This window comes from Vibrio sp. 1CM23M, assembly GCF_023161755.1.
In the GTDB taxonomy this organism is placed as follows: Bacteria; Pseudomonadota; Gammaproteobacteria; order Enterobacterales; family Vibrionaceae; genus Vibrio; species Vibrio coralliirubri.
The window spans coordinates 239,096-258,634 of sequence record NZ_JALNTR010000005.1 but is presented as its reverse complement, the minus strand read 5'-3'; the positions used below and the strand labels follow the sequence as shown (position 1 = coordinate 258,634).

Annotated in this window: 17 protein-coding genes; 4 read left to right on the top strand and 13 right to left on the bottom strand. The window is 44.5% G+C overall.

Annotation, left to right across the window (positions count from 1 at the left end; genetic code table 11):
• The first annotated feature begins 174 nt into the window (after positions 1-174).
• Together MSG35_RS17025 and btsR are read left to right on the top strand one after the other, a co-directional pair.
• Entirely contained in the window at positions 175-1,845 is a 1,671-nt protein-coding gene (locus MSG35_RS17025) for a sensor histidine kinase (protein WP_017080271.1), read from the top strand.
• 105 nt (positions 1,846-1,950) lie between these two features.
• Positions 1,951-2,682, top strand: coding sequence for a two-component system response regulator BtsR (gene btsR, locus MSG35_RS17020; protein WP_017106772.1), 732 nt, complete (start codon positions 1,951-1,953; stop codon positions 2,680-2,682).
• A 118-nt stretch (positions 2,683-2,800) separates the two neighbouring features.
• Here btsR and ispH read toward each other — a convergent pair whose 3' ends face one another.
• The 6 genes from ispH to murJ form a co-directional block, all read right to left on the bottom strand.
• Positions 2,801-3,757 carry a 4-hydroxy-3-methylbut-2-enyl diphosphate reductase gene (gene ispH / locus MSG35_RS17015; RefSeq protein WP_248384610.1) on the bottom strand — a complete coding sequence of 319 codons (957 nt, stop codon included), beginning with the start codon at positions 3,755-3,757 and terminating at the stop codon, positions 2,801-2,803.
• 158 nt (positions 3,758-3,915) lie between these two features.
• A complete protein-coding gene (gene fkpB / locus MSG35_RS17010; RefSeq protein ID WP_081090253.1) occupies positions 3,916-4,347 on the bottom strand; it encodes an FKBP-type peptidyl-prolyl cis-trans isomerase in 432 nt (143 codons plus the stop codon).
• Positions 4,348-4,496: 149 nt separating this feature from the next.
• Positions 4,497-4,997 carry a signal peptidase II gene (gene lspA, locus MSG35_RS17005; RefSeq protein ID WP_004735054.1) on the bottom strand — a complete coding sequence of 167 codons (501 nt, stop codon included), beginning with the start codon at positions 4,995-4,997 and terminating at the stop codon, positions 4,497-4,499.
• Between the two features lie 157 nt (positions 4,998-5,154).
• A complete protein-coding gene (gene ileS / locus MSG35_RS17000; RefSeq protein WP_248384599.1) occupies positions 5,155-8,013 on the bottom strand; it encodes an isoleucine--tRNA ligase in 2,859 nt (952 codons plus the stop codon).
• Between the two features lie 63 nt (positions 8,014-8,076).
• Complete coding sequence (gene ribF, locus MSG35_RS16995) at positions 8,077-9,012, bottom strand: bifunctional riboflavin kinase/FAD synthetase (protein WP_017062867.1); 936 nt, start codon at positions 9,010-9,012, stop codon at positions 8,077-8,079.
• Between the two features lie 70 nt (positions 9,013-9,082).
• Complete coding sequence (gene murJ / locus MSG35_RS16990; protein WP_032545655.1) at positions 9,083-10,645, bottom strand: murein biosynthesis integral membrane protein MurJ; 1,563 nt, start codon at positions 10,643-10,645, stop codon at positions 9,083-9,085.
• Between the two features lie 251 nt (positions 10,646-10,896).
• Between murJ and rpsT the strand changes: the two genes are divergently transcribed.
• Entirely contained in the window at positions 10,897-11,157 is a 261-nt protein-coding gene (gene rpsT / locus MSG35_RS16985) for a 30S ribosomal protein S20 (protein ID WP_004739529.1), read from the top strand.
• Positions 11,158-11,470: 313 nt separating this feature from the next.
• Here rpsT and MSG35_RS16980 read toward each other — a convergent pair whose 3' ends face one another.
• Positions 11,471-11,764, bottom strand: coding sequence for a metalloregulator ArsR/SmtB family transcription factor (locus MSG35_RS16980; RefSeq protein WP_004735028.1), 294 nt, complete (start codon positions 11,762-11,764; stop codon positions 11,471-11,473).
• A gap of 100 nt (positions 11,765-11,864) precedes the next feature.
• Positions 11,865-12,755 (bottom strand): transcriptional activator NhaR, encoded by an 891-nt coding sequence (nhaR, locus tag MSG35_RS16975; protein WP_048615016.1) that lies wholly within the window; start codon positions 12,753-12,755, stop codon positions 11,865-11,867.
• Between the two features lie 389 nt (positions 12,756-13,144).
• Between nhaR and MSG35_RS16970 the strand changes: the two genes are divergently transcribed.
• A complete protein-coding gene (locus tag MSG35_RS16970) occupies positions 13,145-14,290 on the top strand; it encodes a Na/Pi symporter (protein ID WP_048606795.1) in 1,146 nt (381 codons plus the stop codon).
• A gap of 497 nt (positions 14,291-14,787) precedes the next feature.
• Here MSG35_RS16970 and MSG35_RS16965 read toward each other — a convergent pair whose 3' ends face one another.
• The 5 genes from MSG35_RS16965 to MSG35_RS16945 form a co-directional block, all read right to left on the bottom strand.
• Positions 14,788-15,264: a hypothetical protein gene (locus MSG35_RS16965; protein WP_248384609.1), complete on the bottom strand. Its 477-nt coding sequence runs from the start codon at positions 15,262-15,264 to the stop codon at positions 14,788-14,790.
• Positions 15,265-15,481: 217 nt separating this feature from the next.
• Positions 15,482-16,882: a winged helix-turn-helix domain-containing protein gene (locus MSG35_RS16960; protein WP_248384598.1), complete on the bottom strand. Its 1,401-nt coding sequence runs from the start codon at positions 16,880-16,882 to the stop codon at positions 15,482-15,484.
• Positions 16,883-17,006: 124 nt separating this feature from the next.
• Complete coding sequence (locus MSG35_RS16955) at positions 17,007-17,858, bottom strand: thymidylate synthase (protein WP_248384597.1); 852 nt, start codon at positions 17,856-17,858, stop codon at positions 17,007-17,009.
• A 9-nt stretch (positions 17,859-17,867) separates the two neighbouring features.
• Positions 17,868-18,689 carry a prolipoprotein diacylglyceryl transferase gene (gene lgt / locus MSG35_RS16950; RefSeq protein WP_017059338.1) on the bottom strand — a complete coding sequence of 274 codons (822 nt, stop codon included), beginning with the start codon at positions 18,687-18,689 and terminating at the stop codon, positions 17,868-17,870.
• 57 nt (positions 18,690-18,746) lie between these two features.
• Positions 18,747-19,538, bottom strand: a complete 792-nt coding sequence (locus tag MSG35_RS16945; protein WP_048606789.1) for a sulfite exporter TauE/SafE family protein — start codon at positions 19,536-19,538, stop codon at positions 18,747-18,749.
• Between the last annotated feature and the right edge of the window lies 1 nt (position 19,539).

The following is a 19,539-nucleotide window of genomic DNA, read 5'->3' as shown; positions in this document are numbered from 1 at the left end:
GACTAAAGCCCGTCCTCAGTGATGGGCTTTATTGTATCTCAGCAGTGATGGGCTTTACTGTATCTCAGCATTGAGGAGCAATCGTCACTCGATATAACCAACGAAAACACAAGCAAAGCTACCGTTACCACGCAATGAGCTTTACACTTAACCAGCGTCTAAATAGGTGAAAATATGGAACTCATTCTCTCTCTGCTGCAACAAACCTGTGTCTACTTGGTGATTGCTTACATGCTAAGTAAAACCCCGCTGATTCTCCCTTTGTTGAGCATATCTTCGCGCTTAAGTCATAAAATCAGCTGCTACGTTCTGTTTTCCCTGTTCTGTATTATGGGCACCTATTTCGGATTGCAGATCAATGATGCCATCGCCAACACGCGAGCGATGGGTGCGGTAATGGGCGGCCTGTTTGGTGGTCCTGTCGTTGGCTTTGCGGTTGGCTTTACTGGCGGGATTCATCGCTATTCATTAGGCGGTTTTACGGACTTAGCTTGTGCTATCTCAACCACAGCAGAAGGCCTAATTGGTGGCTTGCTGCATGTGTACTTAGTCAGAAAGAACAAAGCCAGCCAACTGTTTAATCCGTTAGTGGTTTTCTCGGTAACCCTGTTTGCAGAGATTATTCAGATGCTGATTCTGCTAGCGGTCGCAAAACCCTTCGAACAATCCTATGCTCTGGTTTCCGATATTGCTGCGCCAATGATCATCGCTAACTCGGTCGGTGCTGCATTGTTCATGAGTATCATCCAAGATAGAAAAACCATCTTCGAAAAGTACTCGGCTACCTTCTCACGTCGCGCACTGACCATCGCCGAGCGTTCGGTAGGTATTCTGCATGGCGGCTTCAATTCTGATAACGCACAAAAAATCGTACGTATCGTTTATGAAGAGACCAATGTTGGTGCGGTGGCGATCACCGACCGAGAAAAAATCCTCGCGTTCGTTGGTATTGGTGATGAACACCATATTCCAAATACTCCGATTTCATCGCAAAGCACGCTCACCTCGATGGAACAGAACGACATCATCTACCTTGATGGCAAAGAGAATCCATACCAATGCTCCTTGTCGCAGGATTGTAAATTGGGCTCGGCTCTGATTATTCCACTCCGTGCGGGTAACGAAGTGGTCGGTACCATCAAATTGTATGAGCCAAAACTGAAACTTTTCTCAACTATCAATATGTCGATGGGTGAAGGTATCGCTCAACTATTATCGAGCCAGATCCTCTTTAGCAACTATCAGCAGCAGCAAACGCTACTGACACAAGCAGAAATCAAACTGCTGCACGCTCAAGTGAATCCACACTTCTTGTTCAATGCGCTTAATACTATCAGCGCAGTAACACGTCGTGACCCAGATAAAGCTCGAGAGTTGATTCAGCACCTGTCTCACTTCTTTAGAAGCAACCTAAAGCAGAACATCAACACCGTGAAGCTCAAAGACGAACTGGCACACGTCAACGCTTACCTGACCATAGAGAAAGCACGCTTTACCGATCGACTAGAAGTGGAATGGGATATCGACCCGCAACTTTATGAGTCACAATTGCCGAGCTTTACCCTGCAACCGCTGGTAGAAAACGCCATCAAACATGGGATATCTAATATGTTGGAAGGCGGTAAAGTGAAGATCTCTAGCGAGGCTTTCGAGGGTGGATTCAAGTTAACCGTTGAAGACAACGCAGGTAATTATCAGAAGCCATCTCAAGATCATGTAGGTTTAGGGATGGAAATTGTTGACAAACGACTCACTAATTTCTTTGGACAAGATTCAGCACTAAAAATAGAATCTCAACCACAGCAATTTACTCGAATGAGCTTTATCATACCTATACTAAAATAATGGTATTTTCGGAGACAAATAGCTCCGAGTTGAAACATTTAGAAGCAGACATTTAAAAGATAAGCGTGAATCAAGCAGGGATAGAACCAAGATGAAGATTGTAGGATGTTAAAGGCATTAGTTGTCGATGATGAGCTTTTTGCTCGCGAAGAGCTGATTGAGCTGCTGACCGAAACCGGAGAAGTGGAAATCATCGGCCAAGCGAGTAACGCGATCGAAGGACTGAAACAGATCAACCTACTCAAACCTGATGTCGTGTATTTGGATATCCAAATGCCGCAGGTTACCGGGATTGAACTTTTAAGCATGCTTGACCCAGACACCATGCCTTACGTGGTATTCGTCACCGCCTACGACCAATATGCGATTCAAGCCTTTGAAGATAACGCTTTTGATTACCTACTTAAGCCAGTCGAGCCTTGTCGATTAAACAAGAGCGTTTGTCGCCTGAACAAGGTCATCAAACAAAATCAGAAAGCACCAGAACAGAACATCTCAGCGATTGCTCCCTGTCACTTAGAGCAGATCCCGTGTATCGGTCATAACCGCATTGTGATCATGGCAAGCCAAACGGTCGAGTGCGCCTATTCCGATATCAGTGGTGTACATGTTCGTAGCTCATCGCAAACCGCAACCTCACAGTTAACGCTAAAGATCCTGGAAGAAAAAACCGATTTGATCCGTTGTCATCGGCAGTATTTGATCAACATAAAATCGATCCAAGAGATCAAACTGCTAGAAAATGGATTAGCGGAGATCATTACACTGACTGGCTTTGAAGTCCCTGTTAGCCGTCGCTATCTAAAGACGTTAAAAGAACAGCTCGGCCTTCAGTAAACATATTTCAGGTCGGGACATAAAGCACGATCAAAAAAGCCAACGTATCAACGTTGGCTTCCTGCTGTTTACAAATCGATAGTGTTTACGAATCGATCTTGTCACCAATCAATAGCGATCAGTCGACTTGCTTGATCTGCAGCTCTTTTGGTACTTCGAAGAACATGTTCTCTTCACGACCTTGAATCTCTTCAACGTCAGTAGCACCCAGGTCACGAATACGGTCTAGAATTTGGTTTACCAGCTCTTCTGGAGCAGAAGCACCCGCTGTCACACCGATTTTCTTTTTACCTTCAACCCACTCGGTTTGAATGTCTTCAGGGCAATCGGTTAGGTAGCCTGGCGTGCCTAGCTTCTCAGCCAGTTCTTTCAGGCGAGTTGAGTTAGATGAGTTCTTAGAACCAACAACAATCACTACATCAACGTCATTCGCCATCTCACGAATTGCGTCCTGACGGTTTTGAGTCGCGTAACAGATGTCGTCTTTACGTGGGCCTTGAATCTCAGGGAACACTCGACGTAGCTCTTCAATTACATCAGCTGTTTCATCTACTGATAACGTGGTTTGGCTAACGTAATGCAAGTTACTTGGATCATTTACCACTAGGTTCTGTACGTCCTCTGGCTTCTCAACCAAGTACATACCACCCGTTTGGCTCGCATACTGACCCATAGTGCCTTCAACCTCAGGGTGGCCCGCGTGACCAATCAGTACTACTTCCATATGTTTGCGGCTCGCACGAGCAACCTCCATATGAACTTTAGTCACCAAAGGACATGTCGCATCAAATACCGTTAACTCTCGCTCTTTCGCTTCTTTACGAACCGCTTGAGAGACACCGTGAGCCGAGAAGATCACGATGTTGTCGTCTGGCACTTCACTCAGTTCTTCGACAAAAATAGCACCACGCTGCTTGAGCCCCTCAACAACAAAGCGGTTGTGTACCACTTCATGGCGAACATAGATCGGTGGCTGATACATTTCGAGTGCGCGCTCTACGATGCTGATCGCACGATCGACACCGGCACAAAAGCCACGAGGGTTAGCTAACATTATTTTCATTTCATTGCTCATCATTTACCGCGGTACTAAGGTTGTTTCTATAGAGTTCGCCGTCAGCGAGGTTCGCATTCTACAGTGAAGCGTCTAGACAGTGAAGCTCTGGGTTGTGTGTCACAGCTGTAAGGCTATCTTGTTTTAGCGTGAAGACAGCTATTCTAACGTTAAGAGAGTTATTCTACCGTTAAGATATTGACGTCAAAGGTAACGTCTTGACCAGCGAGTGGGTGATTAAAATCAACCGTCACTGAATCACCTGCGATTTCAGTAATAATACCTGGAATTTCCATACCGTCAGGACCTGAGAATGCCATGATAGTGCCCACTTCGACTTCAGAGTCGCCAACAAACTTAGCACGATCCATATAGTGAATATGATCTGGGTTTGGCATACCAAACGCGTCTTCCGCTCTCAGTTCGATAGACTTTTCAGTACCGGCTTCAAGCCCAAGTAAGCACGCTTCAAAGTTCTCACTTAGGCTGCCATCGCCCATGACGAACTTCGCTGGCTTGCCCATATTTTCCGTACTATCGGCAACTGAACCATCCTTCATTTTAATCGTAAAATGTAGAGTTACTGCTGAATCATTTTTAATTGCTGCCACGTTACTTTCCTTAGATTTCTTTATTATTTGAGAACACAATTTGCTTCGCTCTCATATTACTTGCAGCATAAAAAAAAGCGCCGTCGGAATCAACCGACAGCGCTTAGGGCTATTCTATTCTGTGAGTCATAGACTGACTTTGAGGCAAGCTATTTGCTTTCGTCTTTCTTACGGAAACCATCTAAGATGATCATCGCAGCACCGATACAGATTCCCATATCTGCTAAGTTAAATGCAGGCCAGTGGTAAGTGCCCCAGTAGAAGTCTAAGTAATCGACAACAAAGCCATGTACGACTCGGTCAAACACATTACCTACCGCGCCACCAATGATGATCGCATAAGCAATGTTATTCCACTTCTCTGCTGCTGGTAGTTTGCTCATCCAGTACGTCAGCATACCTGTTACCGCAAATGCGATACCCGTAAATAACCAACGCTGCCAACCACTTTGATCACTCAAGAAGCTAAACGCTGCACCGTAGTTATGTACGTACAAAAAGTTAAAGAATGGCAGCACCTCAATACGGTTTGCCCAGCCATAACCCATATTGTCCATGACAAAGAGTTTAATGCCGATATCAGCCAAGAAGACCAATAGAGCCAGCCATAACCAACGTACACCAGATTGTTTTAACGAAACTTCACTCATTTCTATTCCTAGTATTTACGAAATTGGTATTCATTGTTAGTCACGTTACGTGACCTTGATTACCAACTTGGTTAAACACATTTCCTATAACTAAAAATAACCCCAGTTGATACTGGGGCTATGATTTTTACAAAAAGTTCAGTCTTTCTCTGAGTCGTTATGCGAACTTACGCAATTCGCCTTCACCGTCGATGTTCGACACACAACGACCACAAACTTTCTCGTGACCTTCGATAGTGCCTACATCTGGAGTGTGGTGCCAGCAACGGTCACACTTCTCAGCTTCAGTAGCCGCAACTTCAACGAATAGACCAGCAACGTCTGTCGCTTGCGCTGCATCAGACTTCTCGCTCAGTGGCTTAACAACAGCTGCAGAAGTGATAAGTACGAAACGTAGCTCATCTTCTAGCTTGTTGATTTTAGCCGCTAGTGCATCGTCAGCGTATAGAGTCACTTCAGCTTGCAGTGCACCACCGATCGTTTTCTCTTTACGAGCATCTTCAAGAAGCTTGTTCACTGCGCCACGAACAGACTGGATTTCAGTCCAGAATTCGTTGCTTAGCTCTTCGCCTTCAGCAAGACCGAATAGACCTTCGAACCACTCACCTGTGAATACGAACGTGTCGCGTCCACCTGGCATTTCATTCCAGATTTCATCTGCTGTGAACGACATGATAGGTGCCATCCAACGAACTAGAGCTTCTACGATGTAGTAAAGCGCCGTTTGACAGCTACGTTGAGCATGGCTGCCCTGCTTCGCTGTGTACTGACGGTCTTTAATTACGTCTAGGTAGAAAGAACCCATTTCGATAGAACAGAACTGCATTAGACGCTGAGTTACACCGTGAGTGTTGTACTCGCCGTATGCTTTAACGATCTCTTCTTGTGCAGCTTGAGCACGGCCAACAGCCCAGCGATCAAGTGCAACCATCTCTTCAGCAGGTACTAGGTCAGTTTCAGGGTTGAAACCGTTCAAGTTCGCTAGGAAGAAACGAGCTGTGTTACGAATACGACGGTAAGCATCCGCTGAACGCTTCAGGATTTCATCAGAAACCGCAACTTCACCTGTGTAGTCTGTAGAAGCAACCCATAGACGCAGAATATCTGCACCTAGCTTGTTAGTTACGTCTTTAGGAGCAACAACGTTACCGATAGATTTAGACATCTTACGGCCGTTACCATCAACCACGAAACCATGAGTTAGTACTTGCTTGTACGGTGCTTCGTCTTTCATCGCGATAGATGAAATTAGAGAAGACTGGAACCAGCCACGGTGTTGGTCTGAACCTTCAAGGTAAAGATCAGCACTGTGAGTACGCTCTTCGTTCGGGAAGTTGTACTCTTCACGAGAATCAACAACAGAGAAGTGCGTAACACCTGAGTCGAACCATACGTCTAGCGTATCCATTACTTTTTCGTACTTATCAGCGTCTTCTGCGCCCATAAGTTCAGCAGCGTCTACATCCCACCAAGCTTGAATGCCTTTCTCTTCAACTAGCTTCGCGACTTTTTCAATAAGCGCTGGGCTTTCTGGGTGAAGTTCTGCTGTTTCTTTATGAACGAACAGAGCAATTGGCACACCCCAAGTACGTTGACGAGAGATACACCACTCAGGGCGACCTTCAACCATACCTTCGATACGGCTTTGACCCCATTCAGGCAACCACTCAACACTCTTGATTGACTCTAGTGCTTTAGCACGTAGGCCAGCTTGATCCATAGAGATGAACCATTGTGGTGTTGCGCGGAAGATGATTGGAGTTTTGTGTCTCCAACAATGTGGGTAGCTGTGCTCGTAAGCGTGGTGATGCAAAAGTGCACCTTTCTCTTTTAGAACTTCTAAAACAGAGTCGTTCGCTTTGAATACGTGCTGACCAGCAAATAGCTCAGTATCTGGCAGGTAAACGCCGTTTGAGTCAACTGGGTTAGCGATTTCTAGGTTGTACTTCTTACCAACCACGAAATCCTCTTGACCGTGGCCAGGCGCAGTGTGAACCACACCAGTACCTGAATCCGTTGTTACGTGATCGCCAAGAACTGCAGGAACAGTAAAGTCGTAGAACGGGTGGTTGAACTGAGACAGCTCAAGATCAGCACCAGTTGCAAAACCAAGGTTATGGAAATGCTCGATACCAGCACGGTCCATTACGTCTTTTGCTAAATCAGAAGCAACAACGATACGTTGAGCTGGCTGGTCGCCATTTGCTTCAACTTGGATAAGCACGTATTCAAGATCATCACGTAGACATACTGCGCGGTTAGCCGGCAGAGTCCATGGTGTTGTCGTCCAGATAACGATAGAGATTTCGCCCTGACCCGCGTGGCCTTCAGCTAGAGTAAATTTCTCTAGAAGTGCCGCTTCGTCAGCTGCTGTAAATTTCACATCGATAGATGGAGAAACTTTATCTTTGTATTCAACTTCAGCTTCAGCCAGAGCAGAACCACAGTCAGTACACCAGTGAACTGGTTTGAAACCTTTAAGAAGGTGACCTTTATCTGCGATTTTGCCTAGAGAACGAATGATGTTCGCTTCTGTGCCGAAATCCATAGTGCGGTAAGGTTTGTCCCACTCGCCCATGATGCCAAGACGTTTGAAGCTCTCTTTCTGACCTTCAACTTGGCCCGCAGCGTACTTACGACACTCTTCGCGGAATTCAGCAGCCGAAATCTTCTGACCAGGCTTACCTTTCTTCTTCTCAACCATTAGCTCGATTGGAAGACCGTGACAGTCCCAACCTGGGATGTACGGTGCATCAAAACCAGAAAGGGTCTTAGATTTGATAATAATGTCTTTAAGAATCTTATTCAGCGCGTGGCCAATGTGAATGTCGCCGTTCGCGTATGGAGGGCCATCATGCAGTACGAAAGATTTTTTACCTTTCTTTGCCTTACGGATTTCGCCGTAAAGATCTTCTTTGTACCAACGCTTCAGCATTTCTGGCTCACGATTTGCCAGATTGCCGCGCATTGGGAACCCTGTTTCTGGTAAGTTCAGGGTATCTTTATAATCACTCATCGATTCTTAATTCCGTTATATTGGGCGAAGTTAGACATTATGTTAATCGGTGGAATCATCCGATTAATTCTTTAGCTGAAGCAGCCACACCCTTGCGGCTTCAGCATCCAATTCTATTTGATTCTTTAGTGCGTCGAACGATTCAAATTTTATCTCGTCGCGCAGTTTGTGCAAAAGTCGTACTTCTAACTGTTTACCATATAAATTGGCTTTAAAGTCAAAAAAATGCACTTCTAATTGCTGCCTTACCCCATTAACTGTTGGTCGTTGTCCAATATTAGCAACGCCACCGACAGGAACACCGTCGATATCCAATGCTTCAACAACATACACTCCCGATACAGGAGAAACACAACGCTTTAATGGAATATTAGCGGTAGGGAAACCGATAGTTCTCCCTAGTTTTCGACCATGGGACACTCGACCACTAATACTGTAATCACGTCCTAACATGGTAGCACTTGCAGCCAAGTCATCGACCGCTAATGCATTTCGTATCTCAGTACTGCTTACTCGTAATTGGTTTAAGCAATAGCTTTGGGTGCTGACCACCTCAAAACCGTACTTCTCGCCCGCCTCTTTGAGCATAGCGAAATTACCGGTGCGACCTTTACCAAAGCAAAAATCGTCACCAACCACCAAGAACTTCACACCAAGCTTATCAACCAAAAGATCCTTAATGAATGCTTCCGCGGATAAACTTGCAAAATACTGATTAAAATTAACACACAATAAGCGACTGATATCTAGCTTACTCAGTTGCACGTATTTGTCTCGTAAGCGAGTTAAACGTGCTGGCGCTCTATCTCGGGCAAACAGCTCCATAGGCTGCGGTTCAAACGTCATGACAACAGAAGGGAGCCCTAATGCTGCAGCTTGTTTAGAAACCTGACTCAGAACCTCTTGATGTCCTAAATGAACACCATCGAAGTTACCTATGGTTAATACACAGCCATGATGCTGCGCTTTAATATTGTGTATACCTCGGATCAGTTCCATTATGATCAGCTAAAACCTGTTATTTGCATCATTTATTGTGTGAAACCGACGGATTATATACTAATCAGTATTAATCTGTCGCTGCTTTTAAATGTTTTACTCGGATACCTAAAATCAGTACCGAAACAATATAAACAAAGCCACCAAGTCCAATCAAGCCTGTTAATGTCAGCGCTCTCTGGCTGAAGCTCCATTCAAGCCAATGTTGCATATTATCCAGCTGCCATAAAATAGCCGCTACCATCACCACACCTGAGATAATCAATTTGGCACTAAACAACAAGGTTGTCTTAGTTAATTGATACACACCCGCAAGGTGTAATCCGCGATATAACAATGCCATATTCACAAAAGCAGACAGTGCCGTCGCAATCGCCAAACCCACATAACCATAGAAATAAGCAAAGATCGCGTTAAACACCATATTAGTCACCATAGCGATAATGCCGTACTTAACCGGTGTTTTGGTATCTTGGCGAGAGTAGTAACCCGGAGCTAAAACTTTAATCAACATGAAGTTAAGCAAGCCTGATGCGTAAGCTACCAATGACATCGATGCCTGCTGTACATCGTGTGGAGAGAACTCACCACGCATAAAAAGCACCATCAGCATTGGTTTAGCTAAAACGATAAGACCTAACATCGCAGGAATACCAAGCAGCAAAACCATGCGCACGCCCCAATCCATGGTATGCGCGAACCCTTCTCCTTGAGCATCTACGTGTTTACGAGATAAAGCAGGAAGAATCACAGTCGCAATCGCAATACCGAATAAACCGAGAGGAAATTCAAGCAGTCGGTCTGAGTAGTACAACCAACTGATAGAACCTGTTGCGAGGAAGCTGGCAATAAAGGTATCAAACAATAAGTTGATTTGACTGACCGATACCCCGAACAAAGCAGGGATCATTAATGTGCGGATCTTAACCACACCCGGATCTCTCCAGCCCCACTTCGGCTTAACCAACACACCCGCTTTGATCAAGAAAGGCATTTGGAAAAGGAATTGGACTAAGCCACCAAGAAACACACCAATGGCTAAACCAATTTCTGGTTGTTCTAAATTAGGAGAGATAAACCACGCAGCGCCTATGATCATCACGTTCAAGAACACAGGGGTAAAAGAAGAGACCGCAAATTTACCTAATGTATTAAGAATGGCACCAGATAAAGCAACGAAGGTAATAAACCATAAATAAGGAAAGGTAATCTTGAGCATAAAGCTCGCCAACTCAAACTTTGGCGCTGATGGACCATCATTTAGCCAGTCGATAAACCAACCCGCACCAAACATCGCGGTGATCACGCCAGAGCCCAATACCCCGATAACGGTGACAATAGAAACTAAAACCCCGAGCGTACCCGACACCTTAGCAATTAAATCTCGTGTCTTATCTTTATCACCTGCGGCGTGATATTCCGTTAATACAGGAACAAACGCTTGAGAAAACGCACCTTCTGCAAAAAGTCGACGTAAGAAATTAGGAATTTTATTAGCGAAGAAAAATACATCGGCACTCGCTCCTGCCCCCATCAAATTTGCTACTACTACATCACGTACTAGCCCCAATACACGGGAAACAAAAGTCATTGCGCTGACAATCAGGCCTGACTTTAATAGTCGTTTACTCACAGAAACCTCTGACACTGGTTGATTACTTTCAAGCGAGGATAAATACTATCCTGTCCTAAGAAGCATATTTATTAGCATTGGTCTAAAAATGCTGTTAGAATCCCCGCCATCTTAACCGCGATGACCTTTCCATACCAAAGTTTGTTTGGCTACGATTGGTTTTTGCACAAATCATTTGACAATTAAGCGCTAATGAGGGATAGTCCTCGCCCTTAAATTGTCACCGAACTAAGTTTTTGGGAGTTAGACCCTTGGCAAACAGTAAATCTGCTAAGAAGCGCGCTATCCAAGCTGAGAAACGTCGCCAGCACAATGCTAGCCGTCGTTCTATGATGCGCACTTACATGAAAAAGACTATCGCAGCTATCGCAGCTGGTGATAAAGAAGCTGCAACTGCTGCTCTTGTAGAAGTTACACCACTTCTTGACCGTATGGCGACTAAAGGCCTTATTCATAAGAATAAAGCTGCACGTCATAAGTCTCGTTTCGCTGCTGCAATCAAAGCTCTTTAATAGAAATTTGATTACAACGCAAAACGAAAAAAACCGGCCTAGGCCGGTTTTTTTATATCTAAATTTTGAGTAACGCTTTTATTTTACGTGCTAACAGCCGCTTTTCTGACCGATAAACAATTTAAGCAGATAGATAAAACAAACAATCAGAAAAATAAATAGAGAAGCAAATTGGTACGTAGATAGGTAGATAGGTAGATAGGTAGATAGGTAGATAGGTAGATAGGTAAACACTAACGTTCAATGTGAAATACTAACACTTCCTTGTGTCATTCTATCGCTGATAAGAAATCCCCCTCCCACCAGCAATAAGCTACTTGCAGTAAATACCATGCAGTAGGTTAATCATCGCTTTTACTTCTTCACTACTCAATGTGTAATACACAGTTTGAGCTTCTTTGCGAGTTTCGACCAAACCATCTCTTCTCAACCAAGCAAGATGTTGAGATAAAGCAGACTGACTCAGTTCCAACTTGCCACACAACTCCCCAACCGACAGTTCAGTACCATGTAATAGGCACAAAATCTGTAAGCGACGCTCGTTAGCCATGGCTTTAAGTAGAATCACAGCTTGTGCTGAGTTCTTCTCCATCTCTTTTAAGTTCATAGTTTGGCTCCCTACAACCTTTACGCCAACTACGGGCTATCAGTATTTCCGGCATATAGTGGAACTATGATAATCGATATCAATTCATTAACAAACTAACTCATTCGAACAATTTGCTAAAATCTGCGTCACATACGTTTTTTACTGCTGGATGTTGGATCATCCTCTCAGCAAATATGACGTAGTACTCCTCTTTTAATTCTTCAATACCACCTAATAGTTGCAGTGATGTGTCTTCTTCAACTTCAGACATATAAAGCGTCGGTGCTAAGAATATCGCATCATGATGGTAACGAGCAAAAGCCTTCATCAATGCGGCATCATCAAACTCACCTAAAATATCTGGCTTAAGTCCTTGTCTATCAAACCATTGCAGCACTTTACGCCCCATTGAGGTTCGGCTACCAGGGATCAAAAGCTTTCTTTGCTCCAATACAGCAGGGAAATTAACACCTTCAACCTGACCTGAACTAAAAAAGCTCATTCCACTCTCACCCAACTTTTTACTGAACAGGCCCGGGCTTTGACTAGAGTCCACCGGACAGTCAGACAAAATCATATCGAGCTTATGTTGAGATAGTTGCTCAAGTAGCATTTCATGGGTCGATTCAAAACAGCGTAAATGAATGCTGTTATCTGGAGGGATGGTCGACATCAATATCTTACTGACGAGCCTTTTAGAGAGCGCATCCGCGACGCCAACATCAAACAGAATATTAGAGTGCTGGCTGTAATTCACGATATCCAGCATCTCGTAACTCAGGCCAAACATACGATCGGCATATTTAAAGACCAGTTGCCCAAGCTCTGTAGGCTCAACACTGCGGCCATTACGCTTGGTCAACTTGCCATCCATGCGCTCTTCTAAGGCTTTTATCTGCCCCGTTACCGTTTGTGGTGTTAGAAATAGGGCTTCTGCAGCTTTAGTAACAGAGCCTTGCTTGCAAACCATCCAGAAGTAATACAGATGGTTGTAGTTGAGATGCGACATAGATGTGCCGTAATAAAAGAGTAGATACCCTTTTATATCAAATATGACACCGCCACTCAACAAACTCGGAAAAACCTAAACAAACATAGATTTACCACTTATTTTTTCGAAGTGTCTGATTTCATAATGTAATATTTCAGCGATTATTTTCAATTTTTCTCTAACTTTTAAGATCTATATCACCTATAGAACTACCGTTAAAAATCAAATTAAAACAACAACTTAAAATAACCGCATTAGCTTTAGGAATATTTAAAGAGTAAATCATCACAAAAAAGTCCGACCTAAACCAAAATGTAATATTACTGAAATATTTCCCCTCTAACATCACGCTCAGATTAAACAAACAGACCAAACACAGACTTAAACGGTCCAATGGAGAAAACATTATGAACCAAGCTACTACTGCAGCAGCGCCTATCTCGAGCACTACTCGTTGGCTACGCTGGGCTAACTTGGCATTCATGCTTTACCTACTATTACTTTCAGTTTCAATGGTTGGTACAGGCTTCAAATGGGCAACAGGCGAGCAAGCAAAGGTTCTTTTCGAATTTGCTTCACACCCAGTTGCAGGCTTAATGATTGGTTTAGTAGCAACAGCGCTTATTCAATCATCAAGTACAGTTACTTCAATTATCGTTGGCCTTGTGGCAGGTGGTTTACCTGTTGAGCTAGCTATTCCTATGATCATGGGTGCTAACATTGGTACTACGGTAACCAATACGTTAGTTAGCCTTGGTCACGTTCGTTGTAAAGAAGAGTTCAAACGTGCATTCGCAAGTGCGACAATCCACGACTTCTTTAACCTATTAGCCGTTGCTATCTTCCTTCCACTAGAGATGGCGTTTGGTATTCTAGAGAAGATTTCTCACTGGTTGGTATCTCCGATGCTAGCAACAGGTGATATGAGCATGGGTGGTCTTAACTTCATCAAGCCAATCACTAAACCAGTAGTAAGTGCGATTAAAGAGCCTCTATCAACATTTGGCGACACTGTTGGCGGCATCATGCTTATCGCTCTAGGTATCGCAACTATCTTCGTAGCTATCACCGTAATGGGTAAGCTGATGAAGAGCCTAATGGTTGGTCGTGCTCGTGAAATTCTAAAGAACGCAATCGGTCGTGGTCCAATCCACGGTATCGCTTCTGGCTCTATCGTGACTATCCTTGTTCAGTCTTCTTCTACGACAACAAGCTTGATGGTTCCACTAGTAGGTTCAGGTGTTCTTAAAGTACGTGACGTTTACCCATTCACTCTGGGTGCAAACATCGGTACATGTATTACGGCTCTACTTGCAGCGACAGCAGTATCTGGTGAGTTCGCAGTATTTGCACTACAAATTGCTCTAGTACACTTGGTGTTCAACATCATGGCAACGGTATTCATCTTCGGTATTCCGTTCCTACGTGAACTACCTGTTAAAGCCGCTGACTTGATTTCAGACATGGCTGTGAAGAACAAAGCTGTAGTGGCTGGTTACCTTGTTGCGGTATTCCTTGTACTTCCTGGTAGCGTGTTAGCTCTTACCGCTTAATAGCAAAATAAACATCGCTTATAGTAAAGCCCGCAACCTCCTAGGTTGCGGGCTTTTTCTTTTTAAGAGCAGATACGGGATTCGGGTGAACGAGTAACGAAAAGCGACTTCCTCTCATTAGCTGCGTTTCGATATATCGTATTAAAAACGCTCTTCGTATCTCGCATCTCGTTTACTCGTATCTAAACACCCGTCATTCCCTACTGCGAGGCACGAGCGTGATAGGGAATCTGTCTAACACATAACATCCAGAGATTCCCTACTCCTTCCTTCGTCAGTTTAGGGAATGACGGGCGCTTTTGATCTTCGTATCCCGCATCTCGTTTACTCGCATCTAAAAATCCGTCATTCCCTACAGCGAGGCACGAGCGTGATAGGGAATCTGCCTAACACACAACGCCCAGAGATTCCCTACTCCTTCCTTCGTCAGTCTAGGGAATGACGGGCGCTTTTGATCTTCGTATCCCGCATCCCGTTTACTCGCATCTAAAAAACGCTTACTTACCTTGCTCATTACGCAGGTACATAATGGCAACCATGCCAAAGCCGATAAATTGCCATAGATACTGTCCGTCGCTTGCGCCAGTGATAGTTTGAGTGAAAGCCATACAAGCCGTCACAAACAGAGAAGCGAATGCGGCATAGAGTAACCACGGACGCTCTTTGCCCGCCATGAACTCACCTGCAAGTATCGAACGAATAACCAATAAAAACGGTACACATTGCAAAGCAATCAGAATCGGGAACATAAGATCGAACGTTGGGCTCAGTAGAGCATGACCGATTTGGCTCTTATCCCAAGTGCCGACAATGTAGCCCTTCCAACCAGCCCAAGTGTCTCCCGCATAAGCAGTATCGGGCGTAATGAAGCCAAGTAGCACGCCCATCACTTTATCGATAAAGCCATTTTTGAACCAAAAGACGAATAAGAAGATCTGAATTGGAATGATCTGAAAAGCAAACTTCTTCAACATGTGTGTACCCCAAATAATGAATGATTTGGTGACCAGTATGTGGAAGTCGATGTTTTTACGCTTGATGCAAGGCAATCGAGCCTGAGTCCAAACAATAATCAAACATATTGAGAGGCCTGTTGGTACAAGGACACCTTGCGGAAGTACCGTTGCCATCAGCGCTCACGAAACACCTTCGCTTAAAAACGTATTTGGTGGTTTAGGAAAGGTTTGTTTTTTATAAAGATTCAATAAGATCAAACAGTTGACCGTCATGCTCTTTTTGCACTTCGGTATAGCGTTGATAGTTGTATTGCGAACCTTTTGGATTGTCCGACAGCTTGTCAGCCACACTGAGCAGATAAAAACTGATTGGGCTCGGTGTACTTTCGGCCGCATAAAAAAGGTAAGGGAAAGCTTGATTGGCGTGTTGGTTGATTAACAGTGCAAGACCCAAGGTAAGATTAGCGATGTCACAACGTGGGTTCATCTCGAAGGCTTGCCTTGCCAGTTGCAGTGCATGTTCGCGATCTTCTTGCTCATGATTTTGCAAATAAGCCAAAGATTCCGAATACGACAGCAAGGCATTGACCAGATAATTATCTCGCCCTTGTTGTTGAATCGTATCCAACTGAAGTGCTATTTCTTCAAATAGCTGACCACCTTTTCCTTGGTAGAACAACGATATCCCTTCAGAAATAACACTCCAATCATCGTAGTTGTCAATAGAAGTCACTCGATGACTTGCCACGCCGTATTCGGAGCTCATTGGAGCAATAATGGCTTTGATCTCGAGAATCACATCCCCAATGGCATCGAAGAAATTATCTTGGCTAAAGGTCTTTTCCACTTTCTGACTTTGATTGGGTTGGCGGTTGTTTTGTACAAGCACGCTCAACACATAATCACCACCCTTTTGCTTAAGCCAACCTTTGAGTTCAACACCATTGTTGGCCAGAGATTGCTTGCCCTGTTTCGATAGCTGAGAAAAGTGGTAACCCGATAAGTTTTTTGCCGAGTTCAGCCCGTAGAAAAGATAGTTATAAACGCTTTCTGACATCTCATAATCGTTCGCAGAATCGAGTGTTATGTCATGGATATAAACAGGAATCACATCACTTTGATGAGCAGAAATAACAGCTGTGTCATTGGTTGGGACATCGGTTTGCCAGGCCCAAGTTGCTATTAAGCCAACCGAGAATACTGCGGTTGTAATCAGGGCGATGGTTTTCTTTTTCGACTTAGCAACAAAAGGGTTAGGTTCAGATTCAGGTTGAGAGACGTCCTCAACGGGAGTTGGGTCGACGCTCGGCTGAGTCACCTCAACATCGAACAGATAGCCTTGCTTAGGAATGGTCTGAATAATCCGATACGGACGTGATTTATCCTGAAGCTGACTGCGCAACAAGCTGATGACCTGTCTGACCAAGTTGTCAGACACTTGAGTTCTTTGCCACACATCCGCGGCTATCTGTTGAGTGCTAACCACTTGCCCGCGATTTTCGATGAAATAGCTGAGCAACTTTGCCTGCAATGGCTCTAAATGAATCGCTTCGCTATCCACTACCAACTGATTTTTCTCAGGGTAGAAAGCAATGGGAAAGTCGTGTTGCAATACAAAGCAATGCGAGCGAGTCATAGTAGTTCTGTAGTTAGAAAAGACCACTCAAGATTATTGGTTTTACAAATAGTAAGCAAGCCAAGCATAACAAATAAAAAAGGCTGCACAGAGGCAGCCTTTCAATCAAACAAAGCGAATGAGATTAAACCGAGAATGGGTACTTAATCGCTTCGTGGCATTCGTAACCTTCCACCCAGAAGTCATCCATCGTTACCCACGTTTCCAAATCTTCTAGAGACTTAATCTCAGGATTGATATGGAATGTTGGGCCAGCTAACGGCTCACGCTTTAACTGGATATCACGCATGGGTGAAAGTTGATCTTCGTAAATATGAGCATTCACTAGCTTATGGTAAGCCACGCCAGCTTTCTTACCCGTGATTTGCGCCATGATAGCTAGGAAGACATACACTTGAACCATGTTGAAGTTCAGGCCTAGGGGAACATCGCAAGAGCGCTGAGTGCTGTTTAGGTACAGAGTATCACCAAGTAGAGAAAAGTGATGGCTGTACATACACGGACGCAAACAACCCATGTGGAACTCACCTGGGTTATAGAAGTTTAAGATCTCGCCACGGTCATCAATGTCGTTCGTTAGATCATCAACAATCTTCTTCAGTTGGTCGATATGACCGCCGTCAGTTTTTGCCCATGCACGTCCTTGAACGCCATAAACACGGCCCATGTCATCTTCACCCTTTCGGTAAGGGTTATTCAGCCATGCTTCATTCAGGTTCGAGTTCGCATCCCAAGTTTTAGTCCCTAGCTTACGAAAATCTTCAGCATTGTCGTAACCACGGATATAGCCAAGCAATTCAGCAACTGCGGCTTTCCAAAAGCTCTTACGCGTTGTTACCAGTGGGAATTGGTTATTACCAACATCATATTCAAGGTCAGCATTGATCACGGTTAGGCAGCGCTTGCCCGTGCGTTCATTTTCAATCCAAGTACCGTCATCAACGATACGCTGACAGAGATCTAAATACTGTTTCACACCAATTCCTTACTTCGTTTGTTGTGGTAATTCGTCTTTGTAGTGACCACGCTTGTATGCCCACACCATCATCAGCACACCGATGATAACCATTGGCAGTGACAAAATTTGTCCCATAGAGATAAATCCACCGAACAAACCTAAGTGAGCATCAGGTTCACGTACGTATTCTACTAAGAAGCGGAATGTACCATATCCTGCTAGGAATAACCCTGATACAGAACCAAGAGGACGCGGCTTTTTGATAAACCAGTTCAAGATGAAGAACAGCACAATACCTTCAAGCGCCATCTCGTAAAGTTGAGATGGGTGACGAGGAAGTGGACCACCGTTAGGGAACACAATCGCCCATGGCACATCAGTCACACGGCCCCAAAGCTCGCTGTTCATGAAGTTACCTAAGCGTCCCATGCCTAAACCAAATGGCACCAATGGTGCAATCATGTCTGCCACACCAAAGAAGGTTCGACCGTTCTTTTTGGCATACCAAAACATGGCAGTAATAACACCAAGCAAGCCACCGTGGAAAGACATACCGCCAGTCCATACCTTAAATAGGTATAGTGGGTCTGCTAGGAAAAGATCAAAGTTGTAGAAAAGTACGTAGCCAATACGACCACCCAGCACCACACCTAGAAAGCCAGCAAACAGTAAGTCTGATACTTGCTCTCGAGTCCAACCGCTACCTGGTTGGTCAGCTCGGCGATTTGCTAACCAAAGAGCAAACATAAAACCGACAAGGTACATTAGGCCGTACCAACGAACTGAGATTGGTCCTAGTTCAATAAGAACAGGATCGATATTTGGGAATTCGATAAAACCCTGAGACATACTTGGCTCTCTATCTAAATTGATTAACGGTTAGTTCAATGACTAACAGAAAAGACACTACAGCAGCATTGTGGCTGCTATAAACATTAAAAACACCGCAAAGAATTTCTTCAGCACTGGGGTTGGCAATTGAGTGGCCAGTTTCGCACCCACTCGAGTGGTCAAAACTGAGGTACAAGATATCGCGATCAAAGCCGGCAGATAAACATAACCCAAGCTATACGCAGGAAGATCATCGACAGAAGATCCATGCCAAATGAAACCTAGCATTCCCGAAATCGCGATAACACAACCGCATACCGAAGATGAGCCGACGGCTTTACGCATTTCCACACCGTGATGATTAAGGAAAGGTACCGATAAAGACCCACCGCCAATGCCCGCTAAACTTGATACTAAACCAATACCGCCACCGCACAACACGGTTTTAGCTGAACCTGGCATCGACTTTTGGCTCTTAGAGCGAATCGACAGCAGCATTTGCAACGCCAATACCAAAACAATCACACCAAAGACTTTTGGTAAGTATTGAGCTGGGATTACATCGGCCACGAAAGAACCGAGGAAGCCACCTATCACGACACCTGGCATCAACCATTTAACGACAAATATCTCTACGTTACCCAACTTTAGATGGTTAATCGCAGACGATCCTGACGTAACTATGATGGTTGATAACGAGGTAGCCAATGCCATTTGCATCGCAAACTCTTGAGGGATACCCGCTTTAGGAAGCAAAAACAGTAAGGCAGGAACCACCAGCAAACCACCACCAATGCCTAGCAAGCCAGCTAAAACACCAACAATAGCACCAAGGCCTGCTAACAAGCCTATCAGTTCATATGACACG

Bases quoted from the DNA above. Each gene is read 5' to 3' on its own strand.
- MSG35_RS17025 (WP_017080271.1), top strand. From the start codon at position 175: ATGGAACTCATTCTCTCTCTGCTGCAACAAACCTGTGTCTACTTGGTG.
- btsR (WP_017106772.1), top strand. From the start codon at position 1,951: ATGTTAAAGGCATTAGTTGTCGATGATGAGCTTTTTGCTCGCGAAGAG.
- ispH (WP_248384610.1), bottom strand. From the start codon at position 3,757: ATGAGCAATGAAATGAAAATAATGTTAGCTAACCCTCGTGGCTTTTGT.
- lspA (WP_004735054.1), bottom strand. From the start codon at position 4,997: ATGAGTGAAGTTTCGTTAAAACAATCTGGTGTACGTTGGTTATGGCTG.
- ileS (WP_248384599.1), bottom strand. From the start codon at position 8,013: ATGAGTGATTATAAAGATACCCTGAACTTACCAGAAACAGGGTTCCCA.
- ribF (WP_017062867.1), bottom strand. From the start codon at position 9,012: ATGGAACTGATCCGAGGTATACACAATATTAAAGCGCAGCATCATGGC.
- MSG35_RS16980 (WP_004735028.1), bottom strand. From the start codon at position 11,764: ATGAACTTAAAAGAGATGGAGAAGAACTCAGCACAAGCTGTGATTCTA.
- nhaR (WP_048615016.1), bottom strand. From the start codon at position 12,755: ATGTCGCATCTCAACTACAACCATCTGTATTACTTCTGGATGGTTTGC.
- MSG35_RS16970 (WP_048606795.1), top strand. From the start codon at position 13,145: ATGAACCAAGCTACTACTGCAGCAGCGCCTATCTCGAGCACTACTCGT.
- MSG35_RS16965 (WP_248384609.1), bottom strand. From the start codon at position 15,264: ATGTTGAAGAAGTTTGCTTTTCAGATCATTCCAATTCAGATCTTCTTA.
- MSG35_RS16960 (WP_248384598.1), bottom strand. From the start codon at position 16,882: ATGACTCGCTCGCATTGCTTTGTATTGCAACACGACTTTCCCATTGCT.
- lgt (WP_017059338.1), bottom strand. From the start codon at position 18,689: ATGTCTCAGGGTTTTATCGAATTCCCAAATATCGATCCTGTTCTTATT.